18 protein-coding genes are annotated in these 17,908 nt (G+C 51.9%); 13 read left to right on the top strand and 5 right to left on the bottom strand.

Annotation, left to right across the window (positions count from 1 at the left end; translation table 11 throughout):
• Nucleotides 1-107: 107 nt before the first annotated feature.
• The 7 genes from purL (at nt 108) to B3355_RS01275 (ending at nt 9,127) form a co-directional block, all read left to right on the top strand.
• A complete protein-coding gene (purL, locus tag B3355_RS01305) occupies nt 108-4,019 on the top strand; it encodes a phosphoribosylformylglycinamidine synthase (protein ID WP_292779514.1) in 3,912 nt (1,303 codons plus the stop codon).
• Nucleotides 4,020-4,098: 79 nt separating this feature from the next.
• A complete protein-coding gene (locus B3355_RS01300) occupies nt 4,099-4,584 on the top strand; it encodes an ankyrin repeat domain-containing protein (protein ID WP_292779511.1) in 486 nt (161 codons plus the stop codon).
• A 169-nt stretch (nt 4,585-4,753) separates the two neighbouring features.
• Entirely contained in the window at nt 4,754-5,104 is a 351-nt protein-coding gene (locus tag B3355_RS01295) for a c-type cytochrome (protein WP_292779508.1), read from the top strand.
• Nucleotides 5,104-6,399, top strand: coding sequence for an NAD(P)/FAD-dependent oxidoreductase (locus tag B3355_RS01290; RefSeq protein WP_292779505.1), 1,296 nt, complete (start codon nt 5,104-5,106; stop codon nt 6,397-6,399). The genes B3355_RS01295 and B3355_RS01290 overlap by 1 nt, the downstream gene beginning before the upstream one ends.
• Nucleotides 6,396-7,607 carry a PQQ-dependent sugar dehydrogenase gene (locus B3355_RS01285; RefSeq protein WP_292779502.1) on the top strand — a complete coding sequence of 404 codons (1,212 nt, stop codon included), beginning with the start codon at nt 6,396-6,398 and terminating at the stop codon, nt 7,605-7,607. Before B3355_RS01290 ends, B3355_RS01285 begins: the two co-directional genes overlap by 4 nt.
• Before the next feature lie 33 nt (nt 7,608-7,640).
• Nucleotides 7,641-8,225 carry a hypothetical protein gene (locus B3355_RS01280; RefSeq protein ID WP_019881676.1) on the top strand — a complete coding sequence of 195 codons (585 nt, stop codon included), beginning with the start codon at nt 7,641-7,643 and terminating at the stop codon, nt 8,223-8,225.
• 8 nt (nt 8,226-8,233) lie between these two features.
• Complete coding sequence (locus B3355_RS01275) at nt 8,234-9,127, top strand: SMP-30/gluconolactonase/LRE family protein (RefSeq protein ID WP_292779498.1); 894 nt, start codon at nt 8,234-8,236, stop codon at nt 9,125-9,127.
• Nucleotides 9,128-9,300: 173 nt separating this feature from the next.
• Here the strand turns inward: B3355_RS01275 and B3355_RS01270 are convergent, their stop codons facing one another.
• The gene (locus B3355_RS01270; RefSeq protein ID WP_019881674.1) at nt 9,301-9,486 is read right to left on the bottom strand and encodes a hypothetical protein; all 186 of its coding nucleotides are present in this window, start codon (nt 9,484-9,486) and stop codon (nt 9,301-9,303) included.
• Between the two features lie 196 nt (nt 9,487-9,682).
• On the opposite strand from B3355_RS01270, the gene B3355_RS01265 reads away from it, so the two are divergent.
• From B3355_RS01265 to B3355_RS01255, 3 genes are read left to right on the top strand one after another with little or no spacing between them, the layout of a single operon-like run.
• Complete coding sequence (locus tag B3355_RS01265; RefSeq protein ID WP_019881673.1) at nt 9,683-10,360, top strand: response regulator; 678 nt, start codon at nt 9,683-9,685, stop codon at nt 10,358-10,360.
• Between the two features lie 15 nt (nt 10,361-10,375).
• Nucleotides 10,376-11,815 carry a sensor histidine kinase gene (locus B3355_RS01260; RefSeq protein ID WP_292779494.1) on the top strand — a complete coding sequence of 480 codons (1,440 nt, stop codon included), beginning with the start codon at nt 10,376-10,378 and terminating at the stop codon, nt 11,813-11,815.
• Nucleotides 11,766-12,563, top strand: coding sequence for a ferritin-like domain-containing protein (locus B3355_RS01255; protein ID WP_292779491.1), 798 nt, complete (start codon nt 11,766-11,768; stop codon nt 12,561-12,563). Before B3355_RS01260 ends, B3355_RS01255 begins: the two co-directional genes overlap by 50 nt.
• 7 nt (nt 12,564-12,570) lie before the next feature.
• Here the strand turns inward: B3355_RS01255 and infA are convergent, their stop codons facing one another.
• The 3 genes from infA to serB form a co-directional block, all read right to left on the bottom strand.
• A complete protein-coding gene (gene infA, locus B3355_RS01250) occupies nt 12,571-12,807 on the bottom strand; it encodes a translation initiation factor IF-1 (RefSeq protein WP_019881670.1) in 237 nt (78 codons plus the stop codon).
• Between the two features lie 80 nt (nt 12,808-12,887).
• Nucleotides 12,888-13,094: a cold-shock protein gene (locus B3355_RS01245; RefSeq protein ID WP_019881669.1), complete on the bottom strand. Its 207-nt coding sequence runs from the start codon at nt 13,092-13,094 to the stop codon at nt 12,888-12,890.
• Between the two features lie 245 nt (nt 13,095-13,339).
• The gene (gene serB / locus B3355_RS01240; protein WP_292779487.1) at nt 13,340-14,179 is read right to left on the bottom strand and encodes a phosphoserine phosphatase SerB; all 840 of its coding nucleotides are present in this window, start codon (nt 14,177-14,179) and stop codon (nt 13,340-13,342) included.
• A gap of 149 nt (nt 14,180-14,328) precedes the next feature.
• On the opposite strand from serB, the gene B3355_RS01235 reads away from it, so the two are divergent.
• Entirely contained in the window at nt 14,329-15,105 is a 777-nt protein-coding gene (locus tag B3355_RS01235) for an elongation factor-1 alpha (RefSeq protein WP_235272887.1), read from the top strand.
• 108 nt (nt 15,106-15,213) lie between these two features.
• On the opposite strand, the gene B3355_RS01230 is transcribed toward B3355_RS01235, so the two are convergent.
• Entirely contained in the window at nt 15,214-15,663 is a 450-nt protein-coding gene (locus tag B3355_RS01230; RefSeq protein ID WP_292779483.1) for a PEP-CTERM sorting domain-containing protein, read from the bottom strand.
• Nucleotides 15,664-15,953: 290 nt separating this feature from the next.
• On the opposite strand from B3355_RS01230, the gene sucC reads away from it, so the two are divergent.
• Together sucC and sucD are read left to right on the top strand one after the other, a co-directional pair.
• Nucleotides 15,954-17,123, top strand: coding sequence for an ADP-forming succinate--CoA ligase subunit beta (gene sucC, locus B3355_RS01225; protein ID WP_024929658.1), 1,170 nt, complete (start codon nt 15,954-15,956; stop codon nt 17,121-17,123).
• 2 nt (nt 17,124-17,125) lie between these two features.
• A partial coding sequence (gene sucD, locus B3355_RS01220) for a succinate--CoA ligase subunit alpha (protein WP_292779478.1) occupies nt 17,126-17,908 on the top strand: 783 nt, incomplete at its 3' end.

Raw genomic sequence — 17,908 nt, 5'->3', positions numbered from 1 at the left:
CCACCTGTGCGTGGCCGATTTTATTTGGGATTCGATTAGCCCTGCGAGACGACGCGCTTTCTGTTAAAATGACGGTTTGAATTTTCATTGAAAAATCCAACCGTCACATGTCCAGTCAAGCGCATTTTTTTAGTCTGCGCGGCAGCGCCGCCCTCTCGCAATTCCGTCTCGATAAACTGTATAGCGCCCTCAACATCAGCGCACCGAATATCGCCCATATTTATACCGAATTTGTGCATTTCGCCTTTAGCGAAACGGCATTGAGTGCCACTGAACAAGACACCTTGCGTCAGATTCTGACTTACGGCCCGCACACGGATATCGAATCACCGACTGGCGAATTGCTGTTGGTGACACCACGCATAGGCACCATTTCACCATGGGCCTCACGTGCCACTGATATTGCCCATAACTGCGGCCTCAGCAGCCTGCTGCGCCTGGAGCGCGGCATTGCCTACTATGTGACAACAAAAAATGGTCAGCCACTCACCGAGACCGAAAAACAGGCCTTGCGCACAGCAATTCAGGACCGCATGACAGAAACAGTGATCTACCGCCTGGCCGATGCCGAAAAACTGTATCACCACGCCGATCCTAAACCGTTATCCAGCGTGGATATCCTGGCCGGGGGCAAGGCCGCGCTCGAAGCTGCCAACAGTGACATGGGGCTGGCGTTGTCGCCGGACGAAGTCGACTATCTGCTGGAAAATTACAAAAAAATGGGCCGCAACCCGACCGATGTCGAGCTGATGATGTTTGCCCAGGCCAACTCCGAGCACTGTCGCCACAAGATTTTCAATGCCGACTGGGTGATTGATGGTGTACAGCAGGAATTGTCGCTGTTCAACATGATCCGCAATACGCACAAACTGCACCCTGGCCACACCGTTGTGGCCTATTCGGATAACTCGTCGATTGTGCAAGGCCAGAAAACCAAGCGTTTTTACCCTTCTGCCGACCAGAGCTACCAGTTTGTAGAAGACAATATGCACTACCTGATGAAGGTAGAAACGCATAACCACCCGACCGCGATTTCACCGTTTGCCGGTGCTGCGACAGGTGCAGGCGGCGAGATCCGTGACGAAGGCGCCACCGGTATTGGCTCGAAACCCAAGGCAGGCCTGGCTGGCTTCTCGGTGTCTAACCTGAATCTGCCTGACTTCAACCAACCCTGGGAAACCAACTACGGCAAACCTGGCCGTATCGCCAGCCCGCTGCAAATCATGATAGATGGCCCCTTAGGTGGTGCCGCTTATAACAACGAATTTGGCCGTCCCAACATTGCCGGTTATTTCCGTACCTTTGAGCTGGAAACAAGCACTACCGACGGACAATCAGAAGTACGCGGTTATCACAAGCCCATCATGCTGGCCGGTGGTGTCGGTAACATTTCTGACAGCCATAGCTTTAAAAATAGCATCCCTCCTGGCTCAGCCCTGATTCAACTCGGCGGCCCGGCCATGCTGATTGGCCTGGGCGGCGGCGCAGCCTCCAGCATGGATACCGGTGCCAACACCGAAAACCTGGACTTTGACTCGGTGCAACGTGGCAACCCTGAGTTGCAACGCCGTGCACAAGAGGTGATCGACCGTTGCTGGCAGATGGGCGAAAAAAACCCGATTTTGAGCATTCACGACGTCGGCGCTGGTGGTATTTCTAACGCCTTCCCAGAGCTGGTGAACGACGCCAAAGTCGGTGCAGTGTTCCAGCTGCGTGACGTACACAACGAAGAGCCTGGCATGAGCCCACGCGAATTGTGGAGCAACGAAGCGCAGGAGCGCTACGTACTTGCCGTCACACAAGACCAACTGCCATTATTTGAAGCGATTTGTGAACGCGAGCGCTGTCCTTTCGCGGTGGTGGGTGTGACCACGGAAGAACGCCACTTAACCGTGGAAGATACGCACTTTGCCAACAAGCCCGTCGATATGGAGCTCTCTGTATTGCTGGGTAAACCGCCAAAAATGTTACGCGACGTCAAGTCCGTGCAAAAATCACTGCCTGCCTTTGATACCAGCAACATAGACTTGAACGATGCCGTGGCACGCGTACTGCGTTTACCAGGCGTGGCCGATAAAACGTTCCTGATTACCATCGGTGACCGCAGTGTGACCGGCCTGATCGCGCGCGACCAGATGGTCGGCCCATGGCAAGTGCCGGTCAGCAACGTAGCCGTGACTTGCGCCGGTTTTGAAACCAATATTGGCGAAGCCTTTGCCATCGGCGAAAAAGCCCCGCTGGCGCTGATTGACGCCCCGGCTTCTGGCCGCATGGCGATTGGTGAGGCCATTACCAACATTGCTGCCGCCTCGATTAGCGAGATCGGCAACCTCAAACTGTCTGCCAACTGGATGGCCCCTGCTGGCCATGTTGGTGAAGATGCCGCACTGTACGCCACCGTGAAAACGGTAGGTATGGAATTGTGCCCGGCACTGGGCATCAGCATCCCGGTCGGTAAAGACTCCATGAGTATGAAAACCGTGTGGCAAGACAATGGCGAAAACAAAGCCGTTACCGCCCCCATCTCGCTGGTGATTTCTGCGTTTGCCAATACGCCAGACGTACGCAAAACACTGACGCCACAACTGCGTACCGACTTAGGCGACAGCGAACTGATCCTGATCGACCTCGGTAACGGCCGTAACCGCATGGGTGGTTCGGCCCTGGCGCAAGTCTACAAGCAACTGGGCAATACCGTGCCGGATGTCGATCAACCAGCGCAATTGAAAGCGTTTTTTGCTGCGATCCAGCAACTCAACAGCGATGGCAAACTGCTGGCTTATCATGACCGCTCTGACGGCGGCCTGTATGTCACATTGGCAGAAATGGCGTTTGCTGGTCATTGCGGCCTCAATATTGACTTGTCCAGCCTGGGTAACGATCACATCAGCACCCTCTTTAACGAAGAACTAGGTGCCGTGGTACAAGTGCGTGCAGCGGATGCCGCCGCGATGGCAGCGCAACTGCAACAAGCGCTGGGCGCCTGTGTACACCGTATCGGCCAGGTCAACACGGGTCATGACATTGCCATCAGCCAAGGCAACACACAATACAAAGCTTCGCGGATTGAGTTGCACCGTATGTGGTCTGAAACCACTTACCGCATGCAAAGCCTGCGTGATAACCCGACCTGTGCGCAGCAGGAATATGACCGCATCCTCAATGCTGACGACGCCGGTTTGCATGCCAAGCTGACGTTTGACCTCAACGACAATATCGCTGCGCCGTATATCAACACTAGCAAACGCCCGAATATGGCGATTCTGCGTGAGCAAGGCGTAAACGGCCAGACCGAAATGGCGGCGGCGTTTGACCGCGCAGGTTTTAACAGTGTTGACGTGCATATGAGCGACGTCATTAGCGGCCGTGTGTCCCTGAAAGACTTTGCTGGCCTGGTCGCCTGTGGTGGCTTCTCTTACGGTGACGTGCTGGGTGCGGGTGAAGGCTGGGCCAAGTCCATCTTGTTCAACAGCCGCGCACGCGATGAATTCAGCGCCTTCTTTAACCGTACCGATACCTTTGCACTGGGCGTGTGTAATGGTTGCCAGATGATGAGCAACCTGCACAGCATTATTCCTGGTGCAGAGCACTGGCCGCATTTCGTGCGCAACAAGTCCGAACAATTTGAAGCACGCGTGGCGCTGGTCGAGATTCTATCCTCGCCATCCATCTTTTTTGATGGCATGGCAGGCAGCCGTATGCCGATTGCTGTGGCACATGGCGAAGGTTTTACGGAATTTACTGATGCCAGCGCTGTCACAAGTGTGCTACAACAGCAACTGGCAACTGTGCGCTATGTTGACCATGCTGCGCAAGCGACCGAGGTCTACCCGTTTAACCCGAATGGTTCGCCACAGGGCTTGACCGGTTTCACTACGCAAGACGGCCGTTTCAGCATCATGATGCCGCATCCTGAACGTGTATTCAGGGCTGTACAACACTCCTGGCGTCCTGATGGATGGCAAGAGGACGGCCCGTGGATGCGCATGTTCAGGAATGCACGCAAGTTTGTGGGTTAAGCGAAACCGACTCACGTGGTTTCGCCATTAAAATAAAGTGGTTATTTTTAAAAATGAAAATCAGGTGTTTGGAGAGATTATGAAATCAGTTAAGTTTTTAGTGGCCTTGTTCTCACTGTCATTTGCCTTACAGGCATTTGCCTTGTCAGATGAGGAGTATATGGAGTTTACCGAGGCGCTCACCGGTGGTAACGTGAAAGTGGTCAAAAAGTTTGTTGAAGCTGACCCGACCTTGGTAAAACAGAAATTCTTTGCCTGGGAGCCACTGCAAATGGCGGCATCAAAAGGCAAGCTGGACGTGGTGAAATACCTAGTGTCCAAAGGCGCTGACCTGAACTATGTACACCCGGCCAGCCATAATACGGCTTTCCATATGTCCGCATTTATTGGTGATACCGCTACCATGAAATACTTGGCTTCTGCGGGTGCGGATGTGAACATCAAACTCAAAGGCGATGTATCCCTGGTACGTTATTTCAAAGAAGAAAATGACCAGAAAATGGTCGACCTGCTGACTGCACTTGGCACCAAAAACGATGGCTGTCAGGAAGAAAAATGCTTTTAATCGCTGGCAACTCGCAACGATATTAAACAAAAACGGTCATGAGATTCATGACCGTTTTTGTTTTAAGGCAATTGTTTTGAGGCTGTGTAACCATAGTCACTCACGCCGCGGCATCCATTTAGAATAATGTGATACATCAATATCACTCACAATCAATCCTGGGGGAAGCATGAAGCAGATATACGCGCGTATTCTATGGGCTTGCATTGCAATATGGTCGCTATCGACGCATGCAGAAGACTCGTCGGCCATTCATACCCTGGCGGCCTCCTGCGCTGCCTGCCATGGACCCAATGGCAATAGCCTGGGCGGCACGCCTACGCTGGCAGCCCTAAACCAAGATTATTTTGTACAGCGCATGCAGGGCTTTAAAGATGGCTCGGTGACTTCTACCGTCATGCATCATCACGCCAAAGGGTTAACTACAGAAGAAATAACCGCACTGGCCAGCTATTTCGCACAACAACCCAGACAAACACCGCATGCCTTGCCACATCAATCATTCCTGGGGGCACAATAATGCAGCCGGATTCTATCTTGACCACCCATCCCGTCAGCGCAACACGCAGGCAATTTGTGCGCTCAGTGATTTATGGCGGACTCGCCTTTTATGGCCTGCCCGCCTTTGCGCGTGCCAGCAAACCACCACTGGGCCATGTAGTGATAGTCGGCGCAGGATTTGCAGGCCTCACCGCCGCCAAATACTTACGCGCCTGGAGCATGGGCAACCTCAAAGTCACCATCATTGAGCCTAATCCGCAATTTATTTCCTGCCCGCAAAGCAACCTGGTGCTAGGTGGTAGCCGCACGCTGGATCAGCTGAGTTTTGCTTATGACTTATCACGCAAGCAACATGGGCTGCACTGGATACAAGACAGTGTCACGTCAGTTGACCTTGTGAATAAACAAGTGCAACTCGCGCGTGGCAATCTCAGCTACGACCGCCTGATACTCGCACCTGGTGTTGATTTCAATTACAGCAAGATTCCAGGCATGCCTGCCCCGGTCGCCGATATTCCACATGCATGGAAAGCGGGCAAACAAACGCTGCAACTACGGCAGCAATTGGAGAGCATGCCGGATGGAGGCGTGTTTGTGATGACCATTCCAACCGGCGCTTACCGCTGCCCGCCCGGCCCTTATGAACGGGCCTGCCAGGTCGCGTATTATTTCAAACAGCACAAACCGCGCAGCAAAGTGATTATCCTGGATGCTAATGCCGACATCACCTCCAAAAAAGGTTTGTTTTTGCAAAGCTTCAATGGTGCCTACCAGGGCATCATTGAATACCATAACAATAGCGAAATCCTGCAACTGGATGCTGCCAGCAAAACCATTAAAACCGATTTTGAAACGGTGAAAGCAGACGTGCTGAATGTGATTCCGTCGCAATTGGCCGGCAAAGTCGCGCAAGTGGCGGGCATGAATAATGTCGATGGTCGCTGGTGCGAAGTTGACTTTGTGACGTATGCATCGAGCCTGCAAGCTGATGTACATATCATCGGCGACAGTATTTCGGCAGGCTTGCCGAAATCGGCGCATATGGCCACCTCGCAAGCCAAAGTGTGCGCTGCCGCCATCATAGACCTGCAAACTGGCAATGCCCCTAACCCGCTGCCTGTGTTCGCAAACACTTGCTACAGTTTTGTCGACAACCAGCAAGCCATGCACGTGGCCAATGTCTATCGTTATGACCCAGCCAAGAAATCCATGGTATCAGCCGAAGGTGGTGGCGTTTCGGCCAAAGCCAGCGTGCAGGAAGGCGAATACGCACAAGCCTGGGCAGAAAACATCTGGGCAGACACATTGACATGATGGCAGCACACGCCCAAACCTCTTCCCCCAATAAAGTTTCGCGCTTGCTGTTGATCGCATTGACAGGGTTGTGTACGGCAATTGGTTTGCACTATGCCATGGCACAAACGCCAGAGGTGGATGCTGCTTTATCGACGCTGGAAGTCCCCGCCGGGCTCAAGATAGAGCGATTTAGTGATGTCAGCACCTTGGGCGCACCACGCATGCTGGCGCTGGACACACAGGGACGGCTATTGGTCAGCTTGTCTGATACTGGCCGTATCGTGCGTTTAAACGCACAAGGGGAAGCAGAAGTCATTGCCCAAGGCCTCAATGCGCCACACGGCATCACCTTGCTAGGAGAGGACTTGCTGGTGGCTGAACAGACCGGCGTGGTCAAACTGCCGAAACAAGGCGATGGCTGGGGCGCCCCGCAACCGTTTATCCGCAACTTGCCTAGCGGTGGCCATAGCCTGAAAACACTCCAAATCTCGCCGGACGGCTATCTGTTTATCAATGTCGGCTCCAGTTGCAATGTCTGTGTCGAAGATAATCCGATGCGCGCAACAATACTAAGATATACGGCAGATGGCCGTCCTGCTGGCGCGCTGCTGACGGTCGGTCGTCATGCACAAAGTGCAATCTGGGCCCGTGGCCTGCGTAATAGCCAAGGTTTTGCCTGGCAACCACAAAGCGGAGAGATGTTTGCCACCAACAATGGCGCCGATAATCGCAGTGGACAGAAAAATGGCCATATCGATGACGACTTGCCACCAGAACACCTTAACAAGATTGAAGCAGGCCAGCACTATGGCTGGCCGTATTGCTGGAGCGACCCCGCGCAGCCCGGGCAACTGATGCAAGACCCCAACTTTGTTGGCGAAACAGGTGCTTGCCAACAGGCGCAAGCGCCCGTACTAACACTCCCCGCACACAGTACGCCCATAGGCATCACTTTTTTGCATCAAAGCCGGCTAGCAGGCGACATCCAACAGGATGCGATTGTGGCCTTGCATGGTTCCTGGAACCGCAAACAACCCAGCGGCTACGCCTTGCTGCGTGTACAATTCAGGAACCAACAGCCCGTGGCAAGCGTCCCATTCATTAGTGGCTGGCTGCAAGGCAAACGAGCCTGGGGACGACCAGTAGACGTGATCGTCGGTGCCGATGGCTGGCTATATGTGTCAGATGACCTGACCGGCTGGATTTACCGTATTCGCAACCTGTAGCCACCGCTGCAAGGATATTTTCAGGAGCAATATATGAAACGCATTTTGTTGTCTATCAGTAGCGCACTCTGCCTGGGCTGGATCAGCCTTAGCCAGGCGGGTACGCAACCGGCTTTGGTCATTCAGGTGCCAGAGTCTTTTTACCAGCATCCGGTACGCCTGTTGAATCCCTACCTCAACTATTGGCATAACCGTGCCGAAGCAGCTGAAGCTGTCGGCTTGAGCAGCTTTCAGGCGCAAAACTTTACCACCTCCAGTTGTGAGGCCGAAGCCAAAGGCCAGGCGCTGGTGGTGATTGAACCCAATATGTTCTATAACCCGCAAACGGGTGTTTTTTACAGCGAAATCACTGCCAAGGTGTATAACCAGCCTGCCGCAGACAGCGCTCTGGGAAAACCGCTGCTGACAGTCAAGGGCGAAGGCCAATCACGTGGCTGGCTGACTTACAATGTGGAGCACTCGACACATAAGTCTTACCAGCAAGCGTTTGACCAGGTGATTCAGCAATTGCAGCAAAATCCTGCTTTCCAGCAATCCCTGGCACAAGCGCCGGTACAAACCTACGAGGCTTTGTGCAATAGTATTAATACCTTATCCCAACCTAAAGCCTTTTTCTAGGAGTGTTTATGTTGTTTTTCCAGCCTCGCCGTGTCTTGACCTCTAGCGCCATCTCAAGCTTAGTCGCTGCCTGCTTACTGACGATCACCAGCCAAAGTCACGCGCACGGCTTAGCGCCTGTGAATGGATTACTGACGCCGGAATCTGTTGTGCAAGCCGCCGACGGCAAAATCTACGTGTCTGAAATCAATGGCTTTGGCCAGGATGGTGATGGACAGATTCGCGTCATCGACCATGGCAAAACCTCGGTCTTGGTACAAGGCCTGGATGACCCTAAAGGGCTGGTGCTGATCGGCAATGATTTATATATTGCTGACAAAACGCGCGTGTTGCGTGTCGCACTGAACCAGCCAACCGCCAGCGCTGAGGTGTTTCTGGCAGCGACTGACTTTCCTAAAGTGCCGCAATTTCTCAACGACTTGAGCGCAGATGCCAATGGCAACCTGTATATCAGTGACAGTGGTGATATTCTGGGCAGCGGCAAAGGCGGCATTATTTATAAAGTCACGCCTCAACGTCAGCTGAGTTTGCTGCTAGACGGCACGATCGATGCACGTATTTTAGCCCCAAATGGTTTGCTGGCCGATGCCAAAGGTGAGCATCTGCTACTGGTGGACTTCACTTCCGGCGTGCTTTACAACTACAACCTGTTGAGCAAAAAACTGGATGAAGTGGCCAGCGGCCTGGGTGGCGGCGATGGCATTGTCAAACAGGCAAATGGCACGATTTATGTCAGTGACTGGAAGTCAGGCAAAGTATTCCGCATTGACCAGCAACATAAAGTCACCCTGATCAAAGAAGGCTATCAATCTGCCGCAGATATTGCGCTGACTCAAGATGACCACCATTTGCTGGTGCCGGACATGAAGGCAGGCAAGCTGGATATCATAGATTTACGTTAGACGTTGACTTGGTGGGCTTGCACCAGGACCTGGCGCAAGCCCAAATCCACATATTCCAAATCACACATAAAAAAAACCACGCTTGCGCGTGGTTAAAGTGAGAGGATACACACGAAACCGCTGATTGCTTCAACGCACTGCAGGGAATTCAGTACGCTTAGGCAACTTCGCAGTTACTTGGTTTGCGCAGTTTTTTTGTCAACCTCCTTTTGGGAGTTGACCGCTGGCTGCGCAACAGCGTGTCTGGCTACTTTCAAATGTTTCTGCATTTCAACCTGATCATGTGGCGAGGGGTTGGTCCCGGCCAGGGCATAGGCTGAAAGAATGAATCCCGACATGACTAACAGGGTCTTGATCATGATCGCTCCTTAATCGCTGCTGCTCATTTAATATTCTGTGTTTAATGGCATCGTGGCTCGTATTGCGTTGTCCACCCTTGCACAATACGCTGCTCTCCTTACAGCTAACTTACGTCTGGCTTGCAGCAAACTTACAAACGAAAAACCCGCCAGCATTGAGGTACACTGGGCATATTCAGACCAGCGGATATCAGCGATGCGTTTATTAATTGTGGAAGATGATTTAGTGATTGCTAATGGACTGGTGCGTGCCCTCAGCCAGTCACAATACGCGGTTGATCACGTCACCGATGGCAAACAAGCCTTACGCGCCATTCAGGATGACGTATACGACATGGTGATTCTGGACCTTGGATTACCCACGATGGATGGCATGCAGTTGTTATCGCACCTGCGCCAGCAGGCTAACGCGATTGCGGTGCTGATTTTGACCGCACGTGAGGATGTAGCCACGCGTGTGCAGGCGCTGGATCTGGGCGCTGATGACTTCCTGACCAAACCATTTCACCTCGAAGAACTTGAAGCCCGCGTACGTGCACTGATACGCCGTAGTAAACTGGGCAACAACCTGCCATTACAGTGTGGCAACCTAAAACTCGATGTCGCTAATAAACTGGCCAGTATTAATGACCAACTGATTACCCTATCGGCACGCGAACTCAACCTGCTGGAAACATTGATGATGCGTATGGGTAAAATCATTGCCAAAGAGCAAATCATGGAGTCTTTGTGCAATTGGGACGAAACCCTGGGTGACAATGCCATTGAGGTGTATATTCACCGCCTGCGCAAGAAAATTGAACCCAGCGGCGCCCACATCCGCACTGTGCGTGGTTTGGGCTATATGCTGGAAGCCGAACACTTAAGCCTTTAATGACACACTGAATACATGGGACCACGTTCACTCAAAAACCAGCTGCGTTTGTGGCTACTGTTGCCCATGCTGCTGGTACTCGGGGTGTCTGCCGCCCTCTCTTACTCACGCGCCTTGCACTATGCGACACAAGCTTATGACCAGTCGTTATTGCGTACCGTGCTTGCCTTGGCTGATGAAGTCATTATCGACGCCAACAACGAAGTCAAAATTGAAATTCCCGAAGTCGCCAGCCACTTGCTCAGTTACAACGAAGGTGACCGCATTTATATCCGCATTATCGGGCCGCGCGGCAAACTGGTGTTCGGTGAAGCCAACCTGCCACTCCCCACCAAACCGCCAGCGGGCAACCAACAGATTTATTACAACAGCCTCTACAAAGGTGAAGCCATTCGCGCCGTGACCTTTGGCCTGCCCGAAAGCAAAGCGATCAATGCGCGCAATATCCTGATCACTATGGCAGAAACTACTGGCAAACGCGATGCCATGGTGGCAGAAATGGTAGAGGAAATGCTGCTACCGCAAGTGCTGATGATGCTGTTGGCTGCGATTGTGATTGAACTGGGCATCCACTTTGCGCTAAAACCCATGCAAGACCTCAGGGAATCTTTACATCAGCGCTCCCACCGCGACCTCAGTCCGCTAGACACCAGTTACTCGCCATTGGAGCTGCACCCCCTGTTGCATGCCATGAATGCCCTGCTGTCGCGGGTAAAAGCGGGTTTGCAGCAACAACAGCAATTTATTGCCGATGCCTCGCATCAATTACGTACGCCGATTGCAGGCTTGCAAACACAAGCGGAACTAGCACTCAGAAGCCACCCACCAGAAGCCGTGCAGGAACCATTGAACTACATGCTACGCAGCACAACACGTTTATCACACCTGATTCAACGCTTGTTGAGCATGGCCAGAACCGATGCCGCCAGTAGCCAGCTGATCGTTCAGCCAGTGTCGCTGACCAGTATTATTTATGAAGAGTGCGCGCGCTGGATAGGCCCGGCTTCAGATAAACAACTGGAACTGGAAGTGCTGATTGAAACGCAGCAGGACAAGGTGTTGGGGGATGCCTTGATGCTATCGGAAATGCTCAATAATTTGCTCGAGAACGCCATCCAGTACACGCCAGAACAAGGCCTGCTTGCGATCCGCTTATGGCAAAGTGAGCAGTCTCTGATGTTACAAGTGTCTGATAGCGGCGTCGGCATCCCTGCCGACCAGACAGCGCTGATCTTTGAGCGTTTTCACCGCCTAGACCCCAATCAGGGCAACGGTTGCGGCCTTGGATTGGCCATCGTCGCCGAAATTGCAGAACACCACAATGCCAGCATCACCGTCTCGGCCGGGCTGCCTCACCCAATCACGCATCACATCGGCAGCCAATTCACGGTAAAATTCCAACGCTATGACATCCTGCCTGAGAACCCTCGCCCTGCAAGCACTGACCCTCAGTGATCCGCAACAAAAATGCCAGCAAGTCAGTTTGCTTTGGCAAACTAATCTCGACTACAACGCCCATCTCACGCTGACCGCGCCAGTACAATCCATTCCAGGCCGGCCGGAAAAGCCTCATCTGGTGCCGCCCAAGCAAGTACAGCGTCGCGCCATGAATACGGCTGAAGGCCGTGCGGCGCTGATACATGCATTAGCGCATATTGAATTCAATGCCATTAACCTGGCGCTGGATGCCGTGTGGCGCTTTGCCAACATGCCGGAAGACTATTACCGTGACTGGCTGCAAGTCGCCAAAGAAGAGGCTTACCACTTCTCGCTGCTACGCGCGCATCTGCAAACACTGGGCTTTGACTATGGTGACTTTGATGGTCACAACAGCCTGTGGGAGATGGTCGAAAAAACGCAATCCGATGTACTGGCGCGCATGGCGCTGGTGCCGCGTACCATGGAAGCGCGCGGCCTGGATGCCACGCCCCCGCTCAAACAGAAACTGTCGCAAGCAGGTGACCATGCCGCCGCCGCGATTCTGGATATTATCCTGCGTGACGAAATCGGCCATGTGGCCATTGGCAACCGCTGGTTTCAATATTTATGTGACCAACGCGGATTAGATATCGTCGCGACGTTTGAAACCTTGCGCCAACAATATCAAGCGCCCAAGCTGCGGCCACCGTTTAACATGGAAGCGCGTAAGCAGGCGGGGTTTAGCGAGATTGAACTGGCATACTTAAATGCAGAGACCCACTAAATGTTTTTTATGAAGGCTTGCGTGGCGGTAGATGACGGAAAGTAATGCGCCCTTTACCCATATCATAGGGTGACATTTCAATAGTGATTTTGTCGCCAGCCAGAATACGTATTTTATGTTTGCGCATTTTGCCGCCAGTGTAAGCAATCAGCTGATGGCCGTTATCCAGCGTCACGCGATAGCGCGCATCTGGCAATATTTCCGTCACTGCGCCCTGCATTTCAATCAACTCTTCTTTAGCCATGAGGTATCCTTAAAATAAAAAACAAAAAAGCCCGTACAAACGGGCTTTATCCGGGGGTGAATTCACCCAAACGCACGTGCTTAAGCAATCACTTGAATGGCTGACGCTTGTTTACCCTTAGGGCCTGTTGTTTCTTCATAAGAAACACGCTGATTTTCTGCCAGGCTTTTAAAACCAGCAGATTGAATCGCTGAGAAATGCGCAAATAAGTCATCGCCACCTTGGTCTGGCGTAATAAAACCAAACCCTTTTGCATCGTTAAACCACTTCACAATACCTGTTGCCATAATAATTCCTTAAAAAATGAATGGGTTTCCCCTATTAAAGGCGAGGGTCAAGTAGCGGGATTAACGATAGAACCGAAAGATAACACCAGAGAAAACAACAATGCTTGAACTTCGCGTGGGCACACTATGCACGTTAATCGCCACAATAGCAAACGATTTTTTAAGAAAAGTATAAATAAATCAATTATTTATTTAAAAAACCATCCTAACANNACTGCCTCTCATTGATCGACTGAGCGCCGCAACTAAATGGTCAACAGATTGGCGACGCCATCCAGGCCCACCACATTCATTGCATACATGGCTTGCTGCTGCACCACCGGTTTGGCGTGATAAGCCACACCGACCGCAGCCACGGCCATCATAGTCAGGTCATTGGCACCATCACCAATGGCGATGGTTTGCGTGGCATCCAGACCGAGTGCTTCGCGCAGATTCAATAACTCATCGGCCTTGCGCTGGGCATCTACAATGTCGCCCAGCACCTGGCCGGTCAATTTGCCATCGACAATTTCCAGCGTATTGGAGACGGCATAATCCAGCCCTAGCGTATCTTTGACATAATTGGCGAAAAAGGTAAAGCCGCCAGACACCACCATGGTTTTAATGCCATGTTGCTTGCAGGTATTAATCCAGTCTTGCGCGCCTGGATTAAAGGTTAAGCGCTCCTCAATCACACGTTGTAGCGCTGTCTCTGGCAAGCCTTTGAGCAAGGCCACACGCTTGCGCAAACTGGCAGCAAAATCCAGCTCACCGCGCATGGCAGCCTCGGTGATCTCGGCCACTTGCGGCTTGAGGTTCATCATGTCGGCAATTTCATCAATACACTCAATGGCAATCAGGGTCGAGTCCATGTCCATGACGCACAGACCTATGTTTGGCAGGCGGTGGGCATCCTGCACAATGGCGCAATCAATCTGCTGGCTGGCACAAAATGCCTTCACATCAAGGTATGCCCCCTCTGCGACCGGTAGGTAATAAGCATGTTGCGCCACTTGCATAAACTGCGTATGCCCACCCACCAAGCCATGAATATGAGACAAATGCGCCATACTGATGGCAGGACCTTGAACCACTAAACGCATGATAAAAATCACTAATTAAACAAAAGCGCGATTATACCAGTTGCCTACATAAACGCTGAGAACAGGCTGTTTTTAAGGAGTATTTCTGTTTTTGGAATGCCACAAGCGATGGTATGCTTGCAAGCAAATTAAAAAACCCCGGGAAACGTATGAAACAAGACTCACAAACATTGCCATGGCTGAACCTGCCCAACCTGCCATTGCCACTTAAAGCGCTGTTTATCGGTTACCTGCTAGTGATTGGCGTTGGCTTGTGCATGGCTGGTTTGCAAATCATGCTCACACACGGTATGGCTGATGGCAAATTCGGCTTATCCGTCAACGATATTGTCTACAGCTATTATGGCGACCGCAGCGGTACCAAACTGGCCAGCAAGTTAAATGGCTCCATGTCTGACAAAGCACCGCTGGAAGTGCGCCAGGACATCATCAAATGGGCACAGCAAGGTGCACCGGAAGACCAGTGGGAGTCACATTACAAGCAAATCTTTGCCCAGCACTGTATTGTCTGCCACAGCAACATTCCCGGCATTCCCAACTTCACCAAGTATGAAGAAGTGAAATCACGTGCTGAAGTGAATGAAGGCGCCACGATTAGCGGCCTGACCCGTGTCTCACATATCCACCTGTTTGGCATCAGTTTTATTTTCTTTTTTATCGGCCTGATTTTCAGCTTTGCGGTTAACGTGCCCAAAACTGCCAAAATCGTCGCCATCGCCTTCCCGTTTGCGTTCCTGATTGTGGACGTCATGTCCTGGTGGCTGACCAAGCTGTCACCGCATTTTGCCTGGCTGACCATTATCGGTGGTGTTGGCTATAGCCTGGCTTCCAGCTATATGTGGGTAGTCAGCATGTATCAGATGCTGGTGCTGTCACGTAATGGAAAAGTGTATGGCAATGCCTGGGCGCAGGATTTGAACCAGTAACAATCTGGACTAGTGGCGCGATTGAATCGCGTGCCAGCCCACCGCAACAAAAAAGCCGTTTAACGCTGAGCGTTAAACGGCTTTTTTACATACAAGGAGATAAATCAATCAGATCAGTTTGCGACGGCTCACTACAGCCCCCATGACACCCAGGCCTAATATGATCATGCTGTAAGTGTTAGCTTCAGGCACAGGTGTGGTCACCGTATTGATCGTAGAGGTCAAAGCATAGCTACCGCCACCAGTCACGTTAAAACGCAAGCTGTAATCACCAGCTGCCAGGTTGGTGAAATTAAAACTGTAAACATCACCGGCAGACGCAGTGAAATCAGCAAGTGGTTTCAGCAGCGTTCCTGTGCCAGGCGTGTTTAAATACAAGCCAAATACTGCACCAGCATTATTGCTTTCCTGTAATTTTTTACTGAGATCCAAGCTACCAAAAAAATCAAAAATAGTACTTTGGCTAGGAAGATTAATAATGGTCGTTTTATCGAGCGAGGCGCCGTTCACATCGACACCAGAAACATTCAATACCAGCGCATTCGCGTTCATTGACATAGCCATTGCCGAAACTAATAGTAGTTTTTTCAACATAATCGCTCTCCAATAATTTTTTATGTATAAAATATTACTACGATAACTATATTGAAAGCGATGACGAATGCCAATAGTCAATATGGGCTAACGCTTTAACGCAGGCATTTTTTGCAAAGTCTTACATACCTGACACCAGCAACGATAAACGTATAAAATCGCATACTCGCATCACGGTTTTTTTGCCTGTGGTCTAGCCTTGAGCGCCCATTTGCGCGAAAATAGGCGCTTAATCATAAAAAGCGCTCACGCTCATGAATCTGCACGAATACCAGGCCAAACAATTACTGCAAAAGTATGGTTTGGCAACCCCGGCCGGTCTGGTCGTCCAATCCGAAGAAGCTGCTGCCGCTGCCACCAAAGAATTAGGGGGGGAAGCCTGGGTCGTCAAGGCACAAGTGCATGCGGGTGGGCGTGGCAAGGCAGGTGGCGTCAAGGTCGTGAAATCCGCACTTGAAGCACAAACAGTTGCCGGTAGCTTGCTCGGCAAGCATCTGGTGACCTACCAGAATGCCCCTGATGGCCAGCCGGTGCATCAGGTGCTGGTTGAACAGACCTTGCCAATTGCACGCGAGCTGTACTTGTCCATGCTGGTTGACCGCACGCTGGAACGCGTGGTCATGGTCGCCTCCAGTGCAGGCGGTATGGATATCGAAGAAATTGCTGCCACGCAGCCGGAAAAAATCCTGCAGGAAGTCTGCGACCCACTCAATGGCCTGGTGGATTACCAGGCGCGCAACCTGGCATTTAGCCTGGGTTTAAGTGGTGACCAGATTGGCGCGTTTACCAAACTGGCCAAAGGCTTGTACAAACTGTTTAAAGACAATGACCTGGCACTGCTGGAAATCAATCCACTGATTGTCACCGCAGATGGCAAGTTGGTCGCGCTCGACTGCAAAATGACCGTCGATGACAACGCACTGTATCGCCAAAAACCTTTTGCCGAAATCCGCGACTGGTCGCAGGACGACACCAAAGAGGCCGAAGCCCACCACAGTGGGCTCAACTATATTGCCCTGAATGGCAATATTGGCTGTATGGTCAACGGTGCTGGCCTGGCCATGGCGACCATGGACCTGATCAAGCTGCACGGCGGCATGCCTGCCAACTTTCTGGATGTGGGCGGTGGCGCCACGGCAGAGACTGTGACTAAAGCCTTTAAAATTATTCTGGCAGATAGCAATGTTAAGGCCATTCTGGTCAACATTTTCGGTGGCATCATGCGTTGCGACATTATCGCGACCGGCATCATCACAGCCGTGCGCGAAGTCGGCATGACGATTCCTGTCGTGGTTCGCCTCGAAGGTACCAATGTTGAACTGGGCAAGCAAATGCTGCGCGACAGTGGCTTGAATATTATTTCTGCGGAGGGCCTGACGGATGCGGCCCAGCACGCGGTCAAAGCAGTAAGTAAAGGTGTGTAGTCATGGCGATTTTAGTTGATAAAAATACCAAAGTATTGTGCCAGGGCTTCACCGGTAAACAAGGCACCTTTCACTCTGAACAGGCATTGGCCTATGGCACCAAAATGGTGGGTGGTGTGACGCCAGGCAAAGGCGGCCAACAACATCTGGACCTACCTGTATTCAACACCATGCGCGAAGCGGTGAAAGCAACCCAGGCCAATGCCAGCGTCATTTATGTGCCGCCACCATTTGCGGCTGACTCGATTCTGGAAGCGGCAGATGCTGGCATTGAGCTCATTGTGTGCATCACAGAAGGCATCCCGGTACTGGACATGCTGAATGTGAAAGCCGCTTTGCGTGCCAACGGCACCAGGCTGATTGGCCCTAACTGCCCGGGCATCATCACGCCTGGCGAATGTAAAATCGGCATTATGCCGGGCAGCATTCATCAACGCGGTAAAGTCGGCGTGGTATCCCGCTCTGGCACCCTGACCTATGAAGCCGTGCATCAAACGACGGCGCTGGGTTTGGGTCAAACCACCTGTGTCGGCATTGGTGGCGACCCGATCAAAGGCCTGAACTTTCTTGAGTGCCTGGAACTCTTTCAGCAAGACCCTGAAACTGAAGCCATTATTATGGTCGGCGAAATTGGTGGTAGCGATGAAGAGGCTGCGGCTGACTTTATCAAGCATCACGTCACCAAACCAGTGGCCGCTTATATCGCAGGCCTGACTGCACCAAAAGGCAAGCGTATGGGCCATGCCGGTGCCATTATTTCGGGCGGCTCAGGTAAAGCAGAAGAT

It is taken from the genome of Methylophilus sp. UBA6697 (assembly GCF_002454655.1).
Lineage (GTDB): Bacteria > Pseudomonadota > Gammaproteobacteria > Burkholderiales > Methylophilaceae > Methylophilus.
This window is presented reverse-complemented; position numbering and strand designations above follow the sequence as displayed.